General features: G+C 65.7%; 6 protein-coding genes. 2 read left to right on the top strand and 4 right to left on the bottom strand.

The window, feature by feature from the left end; translation table 11 throughout:
* Positions 1-134 precede the first annotated feature (134 nt).
* Entirely contained in the window at positions 135-2,066 is a 1,932-nt protein-coding gene (locus ACE04A_RS28210; protein ID WP_448716922.1) for a bifunctional metallophosphatase/5'-nucleotidase, read from the top strand.
* A gap of 12 nt (positions 2,067-2,078) precedes the next feature.
* Here the strand turns inward: ACE04A_RS28210 and ACE04A_RS28205 are convergent, their stop codons facing one another.
* From ACE04A_RS28205 to ACE04A_RS28190, 4 genes are all read right to left on the bottom strand, one after another.
* A complete protein-coding gene (locus tag ACE04A_RS28205; RefSeq protein ID WP_279993857.1) occupies positions 2,079-3,221 on the bottom strand; it encodes a glycosyltransferase in 1,143 nt (380 codons plus the stop codon).
* Entirely contained in the window at positions 3,221-4,231 is a 1,011-nt protein-coding gene (locus ACE04A_RS28200; RefSeq protein ID WP_448716920.1) for a WaaZ-like lipopolysaccharide core biosynthesis protein, read from the bottom strand. Before ACE04A_RS28200 ends, ACE04A_RS28205 begins: the two co-directional genes overlap by 1 nt.
* 341 nt (positions 4,232-4,572) lie before the next feature.
* On the bottom strand, positions 4,573-5,619 hold the full coding sequence (gene speB, locus ACE04A_RS28195) for an agmatinase (protein ID WP_485820749.1): 1,047 nt from the start codon (positions 5,617-5,619) through the stop codon (positions 4,573-4,575).
* A gap of 108 nt (positions 5,620-5,727) precedes the next feature.
* Positions 5,728-7,131 carry a sodium:solute symporter family protein gene (locus ACE04A_RS28190; RefSeq protein ID WP_259252767.1) on the bottom strand — a complete coding sequence of 468 codons (1,404 nt, stop codon included), beginning with the start codon at positions 7,129-7,131 and terminating at the stop codon, positions 5,728-5,730.
* A gap of 183 nt (positions 7,132-7,314) precedes the next feature.
* Between ACE04A_RS28190 and ACE04A_RS28185 the strand changes: the two genes are divergently transcribed.
* Positions 7,315-8,286, top strand: a 972-nt coding sequence (locus ACE04A_RS28185; protein WP_485820748.1) for a GTPase family protein, incomplete at its 3' end; no start/stop codon positions are given.

The raw sequence follows: 8,286 nt of genomic DNA, 5'->3' as shown, positions 1-8,286 counted from the left end.
GCGCAGAATGCGCCGGGCCTTTTTTCATGACACGCGCAAGACAGGTCCGCGTGTCTTCATGACAGCGTTGTCATTCATCTTCACGTCATCTTCCAACGCAACCATTCGCCCTTCAACAACGAGGGATCACACGAATGAATACGTGGAAGAGGACTGCGGGCGCCGCCATGCTGAGCGCCCTGTTGCTGGCCGGCTGCGGCGGCGACGACAACGATGACGAGCCGTCGGGTAACCCGGCGCCGGAGCAGCCCGCACCGGAACAACCGGCCGCCAGCCGGCCGATGGAACTGACGATCCTGCACATCAACGATCACCACTCCACGCTGGACAGCAAGAAGAAAGACCTGAAACTCAAGAACGCCGCCGGCACGCCGGTGACAGTGAACGTGGACGTGGGCGGCTTTCCCCGTGTGACCGGCGCCATCAACACGCTGGCGGCCCAGTCCGCCAATGTGCTGAAGCTGCACGCCGGCGACGCCAATACCGGCACGCTGTACTTCAACCGCGCGGGCGAACCCGGCGAGGCCGACGCGGCCATGATGAACACCGTGTGCTTTGACGCGATGGCGGTGGGCAACCACGAGTTCGACAAGGGCGACAGCGGCTTGAAGCGCTTCATCGACCTGCTGCACGCCGGCACGTGCCAGACCCCCTTGCTAAGCGCCAACGTCACCTTTGCCGACGGGTCCGCGCTGAATCCGTCGCGCGCGCCGGGCCTGGTCAAGCCGTCCATCGTGCTGCAACGCGATGGCCAGTCCATCGGCCTCATCGGCCTGACGATTGCCAACAAGACGCAGCAGTCGTCCAGCCCGGACGCCGGCACACTGTTTTCGGACGAAGCCATTGCAGCGCAAACGCAGATTGATGCGCTGCGCGCGCAGGGCGTGAACAAGATCGTGGTGCTGAGCCATATCGGCTATGGCTACGACAAGCAGATCATCCCGACCTTGAGCGGCGTGGACGTGGTGGTGGGCGGCGATTCGCATACCTTGCTGGGTCCCGATGCCATGGTGGACTACGGCGTGGGAACGCCGTCGGGCGCCTACCCGACCGTGTTGCAGAACAAGGACGGCAAGCGCGTCTGCCTGGTACAGGCCTGGGAATACTCACAGGTCGTGGGCGAACTGAAAGTCAGCTTCGACGCCAACGGCGACGTGACCGAATGCGCCGGCACGCCCCATGTGCTGATGGGCGATGCGCTGACGGTGGCGGGCGCCGCCCCCGCCGCCGCCGACAACACCGCCATGCTTGCCGATGTGGCGGCCAGCGGCTTTCTGCGCATCCAGCAGCCGGATGCCCAGGCCAGCGCGGTACTACAGCCCTTCAAGGACAAGGTCGACGTGTTCAGCGCCAGCGTCGTGGCCTCGGTGCCGCAGGAACTGTGCTCGCGCCGCGTGCCGGGCCTGACGCGCGACCGCAGCCGCTCCAGCGCCGACTGCAACACATTGGGCAGCGTGGACCTGCGCGGCGGCGACATCCAGCAACTGGTGGCGCAAGCGTACCTGGAAGTCGCCAACGCCAGCTACGGCGGCGCCGACATCACGCTGCAGAGCGGTGGCGGCGTGCGCGTGGCGCTCAAAGGCAACGTGACCGCGGCCAACGTGATCGAGGTGGTGCCGTTCGGGAACATGCTGTGGCGGCTGGACATCACGGGCGCCGAGGTCAAGGGCATGTTGGAAGACGGCATGCAGGCGGTCTTCGGCGCGGGCGGGTCAACCGGCCCCTACCCGTATACCGGCGGCCTGCGTTGGGACGTGAACGGTGCGCAGGCGCAAGGCAACCGCGTGACCAACATTGAAGTGCTGGATGCCGCCACGTCCACCTGGCAAGCGCTGGACGCCGCCCGCACCTACAAGCTGTTCGTGCTGAGCTTCAACGCGACGGGCGGCGACGGGTACAAGACCCTTGCCAACGTGCCCGCCGAACGCCGCCAGGATATCGGCGTACTGGACGCCGACGTGCTGCAGACCTACATCGACACGCAGGCCAAGGACCCGGTGTCCGGCCTGCCGGTGCTGAACCTGCTACCCGTCAGCCTGTACAGCACGAAGTCGTATAGCGAGTAGTCCGCGAGGGGGTCAGGACGTCAGGCCGAATTGCCGGCCCGGCGTCCTGCCCTCCAGGTATACCTGCTCGGTCTGACCCACAAACTGCGCCAGCGAAAATTCCCGCAACGCCGTGTTGCGGGCGTCCTCGCCCATCCGCGCGAGGACGCCGCGGTCGTTCAGGATGGCGGATACCGTGGTCATTACGCTGCTCACCGCCCCCGGGTTCACCACCCAGCCGTTGCGGCCGTCGGTGACGTTCTCGGTCAGCCCGCCCACCTTGCTGACGATGACCGGCTTGCCGGCCGCCATCATTTCGCGGCAGGCGAATGAAATCGTCTCCAGCCGGGACGACAACACAAAGCCCACATCCAGCGCGGCCAGGAAGGGGCGCACGTCATCGAGCAGCCCCGTGAACACCACCTGATGCGTCATGGCCAGATCGGCCACGCGCTGGCGCTGTTCGGCATCAGGTTCCTTGCCGGCAATCAGGATAACGACCTGGTCGCGCTGATGCTCGGGCAGGAGCGACACGGCGGTCACCATGTCCAACCAGTTCTTGTACGACGCCGTGCCGGCATTGCTGCCGATCACGAAGCGGCGCCGCATGCCCTCGGGCAACAGCGCGGCGCGTGCCTGCGCGGCTTGTTCGGGGGTCGCCGGCTGGTACTTCTGCGTGTCCACGCCATTGAGCACCACGCGCAGGTCTTCATCGCGGTACACCGATTCCTTCATGCGCCGGAACGTGTGGCCGCAGACGCAGATGACGCGATTGGTGCCCCACTTGGCCCGCACGCGCACGCCCAGGCTCTTGGCGTTACGGTCGTTGTGCTGCGTATAGACGATGAACGGGCGCTTGGCGCCCATGCCCACGGCGGCCAGCATGCAAAGACGATGGTCGGCCGAGCCGTTCACGTGAATGACATCGAACCGTTCCTTGCGCAACAGCGTGCGCAGGCGGTGCAAGGCGCCCAATTGCTGGAAGGGCCGGCCCTTGAATTCCAGGTCGATCGAATGCACGCCGGGCAAGGCGTCCGCCTCGGCCAGGAGACGGCTGCCACGCGGCGCGGCAACCGTGATCTGGGCGCGCTGGCGCAGCATGCGCGCCAAGGACATGACGTAGGTGGTGTGACCGCCCCCGTCGCCCTGGTGAAAGTTGGTGTAGAGAATTTTCATCATGAAAGGCCTGAAAGCCGTTGCGGGGAAGGCGGAGATTCCCCTTGATTGAGCAAACAGCTCCAATGACGCTTTTCGAATACGTCGTCGCCCAGGCGGCTGTCGACCGACAGGTTGTAGACCTTGACGCCGCGCTCTGCCAACAGGTGGCTGGCCTGTCGGAACGCGGGTTCGATGTGTCCGGCAAACTGCCGGTCCAGCGCGGTGGCCAACTGCGCGCCGGGTTGTTCATAAAAACGCGGGCCCGCGGCGGCGCTCAGGTCCAGGCCATGCAAGTACAGCGTGCGGGCGCCCATCCAGGCCAACAGTTGCAGCGCCGTGTAGGCGACGGTGCCGCCACCGAAAAGCCCGCGCGCCGGGTTCAAGCTGAAGCCGTGCGCGTGCTGGGGGTTGTGCGCGTCAAACAGCACCAGCTCGGGGTCTGTGGCCAACTGCGCCTCCAGCTCGTCCGGCTGCGCGCGCGGTTGCAGCGCACGCTGATGCACTTCTTCAAACAGCGCGATGCGGCAGCGGACCGCCTTCGCATCGAACAGGAACGAGATCCAGCGATACACCTCGGGCGTCACGAACAGCAGCAGGTCTTGCGACAGCACGTCGGCCACCAGATCGCGCCGACGCTTGACGAAGCCCGCATCCAGCATCGCGTAGTAATGAAAGCGCAACGTTGGATGCGCGCGTTGCAGCGCGATGGATCCGTTCACGCCCATGACGGTGTCCAGATGGCACCGCGCATAGTCGATCTGGGCGACCGAGGGGCCGCTAAGAATCAAATGTGCGTCGCCGCGTATGTCTTGCGGCACCTGCGCCATTGGCAGCGTCGCCGGGCCACGCACGCCGACAAGATCACACGCCACCAGCCGTTCGCGGCCTTCGCGGCGCACCTTCACCAGCGGCCACAGCGTCTCGTTGTGCCGATAGGCCCCACCCTGTGTATAGCGGTAAAGATAGCGAAAGCCCTTGGTCAAAGGACGCGAGCGAAGCAAACGGGGAACGAGGGCAAACCGGGTCATGAATGGTGCCGCTGAAAGCGCGGCGAAACCTTACGAGGCGCTGATTCTACGCAGACGCCCCCCGTCCCAGGAGCTTAGAAACATTTGAGATGTAACAACGTGGAATGGGCGCATTCGCCCCCTATTTTGGGGTGTGCACCGGGCGGAAAGCCGCCTTCCCACATAGCGGAACGAAGGGTGCCGAATGCGCCGAATCGGCACCATTTCCGTGCATCGGCACCCTGCCCGCCGTACTAAACCCGGTTACGCACGACGCCCACCGCGCTGGAACCTTCCATTACCATTTGCGGCAAAGCGATAGGCAATTGCAAGCGACTTTCCTGCGCGGCGATCCGGCCCTTTCAGCCCGCGTGCCGAATGCTGATCAGGCTGAGGATTTCAAACAGGATCTGCGCCCCCGCGTGCGCCGTGTTTGCCGTGGCGTCATAGGCGGGCGCCACTTCGACCACGTCGCCACCGATGATGTCGATGCCGGCCAGCCCGCGCAATATCGCCTGCGCTTCACGCACCGTCACGCCCCCGACCTCTGGCGTGCCCGTGCCGGGCGCGAAGGCGGGGTCCAGGCAATCGATATCGAACGAGACATACACCGGCGTGTCGCCGACGATGTCGCGGGCGCGCGCGATGACCGCGGGCACGCCCACCCGCGCGATGTCTTCCGCATGCACCACCGTCATGCCGGATTCGTACGAGAATTCCCACAGGTATTCCGCCGACCCTCGAATTCCGATCTGGATGGTGCGGGTGGGGTCCAGCACGCCGTCCAGCACCGCCTGGCGGAATGGGCCGCCATGATGGAAGCGGCTGCCGTCGAACGGCCCGCCCGTGTCGCAATGCGCGTCAAAGTGGATCAGGGACACCGGCTCGCGCCGCCCCAACGCGCGCAGGATCGGCAGCGTGACGGAGTGGTCGCCGCCCACCGACACGGGAATGACGCCCGCCGCCTGGATCTGGGCATAGGCGCTTTCGATATCTTCGTGCGATTGCTCCAGGCTGAAGCGGCTGCGCATGGGCACGTCGCCAATGTCGGCCACGCGCAGGTCGCGCGTGGGGGTACAGCGCAGCACGTGGTTGTACGGGCCGACCCGTTCAATGGCGCGCAGTGCGCGTGGCCCAAAGCGGCAGCCGCTGCGGTTGCTGGCGCCCAGATCCATCGGCACACCCGCCAGCGCCACCTGCAGGTCACCGAAGTCTGGCGACTGCCAGTCGATGTATCGGGCGGGCGCGTACAGCAAGGTGGGCATGCCCGCATAGGGCGCGCTGCGCGTGCCGGTGTTGTCGATGATGTTCGCGGCCACCGCCCGAAAGTGGGCGTCATGGATGGCGGCTTCGTTGTCGCCGCCGAAGCGGGCGCGCAGCGCAGCAAGGCGTTCCGGTGTAAAGCGCATGTTGTCTTCCTGAAAGGGGTCGATTAGGTGGAGTCGATTAGATGGGGTCGATAAGGGTGGCGCCGATAACGCGGCGCCGATGCGTTGGCGCTACAGGGTTGGCATTGTTCAGTCGGCATCCGCCGGCGACACGGCCGCCTGGCCATACGGCGCGCCGGCGCGTCCCATCAGGCTGATCAGCACGAAGCTGGCCGCGCTGGCTGCCAGCGCCGCGTAGATCGGCGAGTTGGCCGCCAGGCCGTCCTTGACCATGAAGACGATCGCGGCGGCGCAGCCCAGCAACATGCTGGCAACGGCCCCGGCCGTGGTGGCGCGGCGCCAGTAGATGGCGCCCAACAAGGGCACCAGCATGCCGCCCACCAACAGGTTGTAGGCGCAGGTCAGCGCGCTGAGCACGTCGTCCACCACCAGCGCAATACCCACCGCCGACAGCGCCGCCAGCAGCGTGATCACGCGGTGCACGCGCAGGTCCTTGAAAGACCGCCCGCCACGCAGGGCCGGCAGCAGGTCTTCGGCCAGCACGGTGGCCGTGGCCAGCATCGTGGCGCTGGCGGTCGACATCATGGCCGCCAATGCCGCGGCGATGACCAGCCCGCGTATGCCATCCGGCAACTGCGATTGCACGATGGCCGCGAAGGCGTTGTTGGCATTTTCCAAACCGGGAAGCAGCACCTGGGCCGTCATGCCGATCAAGGCGCCGACCAGGCCGTACACAATGCAGTACAGGCCGGCGGCGGTGCCCGCCACGCGCGCCACGCGCTCATCGCGGGCGGTGAACACGCGCTGCCATATTTCCTGGCCGATCAGGATGCCCAGGAAGTAAATGACGAAGTACGTGATGATCGTGCTCCAGCCAATCGAGGTCAGGTCGAAGCTGGCGGCAGGCAGACGGGCGACGAGTTCGTCCCAGCCCCCGACCCGCATCAGGCAGATGGGCAGCAACACGAACATCAGCCCAACCGTCTTGATCACGAACTGAACGATGTCGGTCAGCGTCAGCGACCACATGCCGCCAAGCGCGGAATACACCGCGACAACGCCGCCACCCACGACCACCGCCACCCAGAACGGCAGCTCGAACAGCACTTCCATCACCGTGCCGATGGCGATGACGGACGTGGCTGCCAGCATCAGCGCATAGGCCATCATCACCAGCGCGCTGACGTGCTTGGCGCCGGTGCTGAACCGCCGTTCCAGGATCTGCGTCACGGTAAAGATGCGCAGTTTCAGCAAGGGCTTGGCCAGCACCCGGTTCAGCACGATGATGCCCAGGCCCAGCGCCCCGCATAGCCAGAACCCCGACAGGCCGTACGTGTACCCCAGCTTCACCGTGCCCACCGTGCTGGCGCCGCCCAGCACCGTGGCCGCCATGGTGCCCATGTACAGGCCCGGCCCCAGGTTGCGGCCCGCCACCAGATAGTCTTCATGCGTCTTCGCGCGCCGCATGCCGTACCAGCCCAGCAGCAGCATCGCCGCCAGGTAAATCACCACTACGCTTATATCCAACATCATGTCCGAAGTCTCCTCACCCGCCACGGCAGCAATGGTTGTTTTGAGCCCGGCGCGCCTGCCCACGCGCCGGGCTTATCGATCAACCCGGATCTTCGTTCAAGCCGCGCCAAAAATATCGCTATTGGCGCGAATGTCAGACGCATCTGATATCGTTGCTCAATCCTCCGCCTTCGCGCCTACCCCATGCCGCCTCTACGCCCCGACTCCCCCGCCTTGCAGGACGCCATCGCCGACGCCATCAGCACGGCCACGCGCGGCGCGGGCCGCGTGAACATCCTGATCGCGGGCAAGACGGGGGTAGGAAAAAGCACGCTGATCAATGCCGTGTTCCGTGGCGAATTGGCCAGGACCGGCGCGGGCAAGCCCGTCACCCAGACCACCCAGGAATACACCAAGCCCGGCCACCCGCTGACCATCATCGACACGCGCGGCCTGGAAGTGGGCGACTACGCGCGCTCGCGCCAGCAGTTGACGGACCTGATCCAGGAGCGCTCCGCGTCCGACGACCAGGACAAGCACCTGCACGTGGCCTGGCTTTGCATCCAGGACAGCAGCCATCGCGTGGAAGACGCCGAGATCGAGCTTGCCGACATGCTGGCCAACGCCGGCATCCCCGTGGTGGTGGTGCTGACCAAGGCGCGCAAGAACAGCCCCTTCGTGGAACAAGCGCGCGCCCTGCTGCCGCGCGCCAAGCAAGTGGTGGCGGTGCGGGCGCTGCCGGAATGGATCGAGGAACTGGACGCGGAATTGCCGCCGATGGGCCTGGACAAGCTGATCGAGGTCACGGCCGAGTACATCCCCGAATCCCAGCAGCGGGCCTACGCCAACGCGCTGTCCACCCGCAACAAGAAGGCCCTGGAAGTAAAAAAAAAGCGGGCTGAGATAGAGGTCAACGTGGCCGCCGGCCTGGCCGCCTCCGCCGCCGCCGCGCCCATTCCGTTTTCCGATGCCTTCGCGCTGGTGCCTATCCAGGTGGGCATGATTGCCAAGATCGGCATCACCTTCGGCATGGAACTGGACACCACCGCCATCACCACGCTGGTCACGTCCACCCTGGGCGCCTCGGCGGCCACGCTGATCGGCCGGTCAGTCGTGTCGGGCATGCTGAAGTTCATACCCGGCGCGGGCAGCGCCGTGGGCGGCCCCATTGCCGCC

Source organism: Achromobacter colocynthidis, assembly GCF_057334535.1.
Note: the sequence above shows the minus strand (reverse complement) of the source record. Positions and strands in the feature narration are given on the sequence as shown.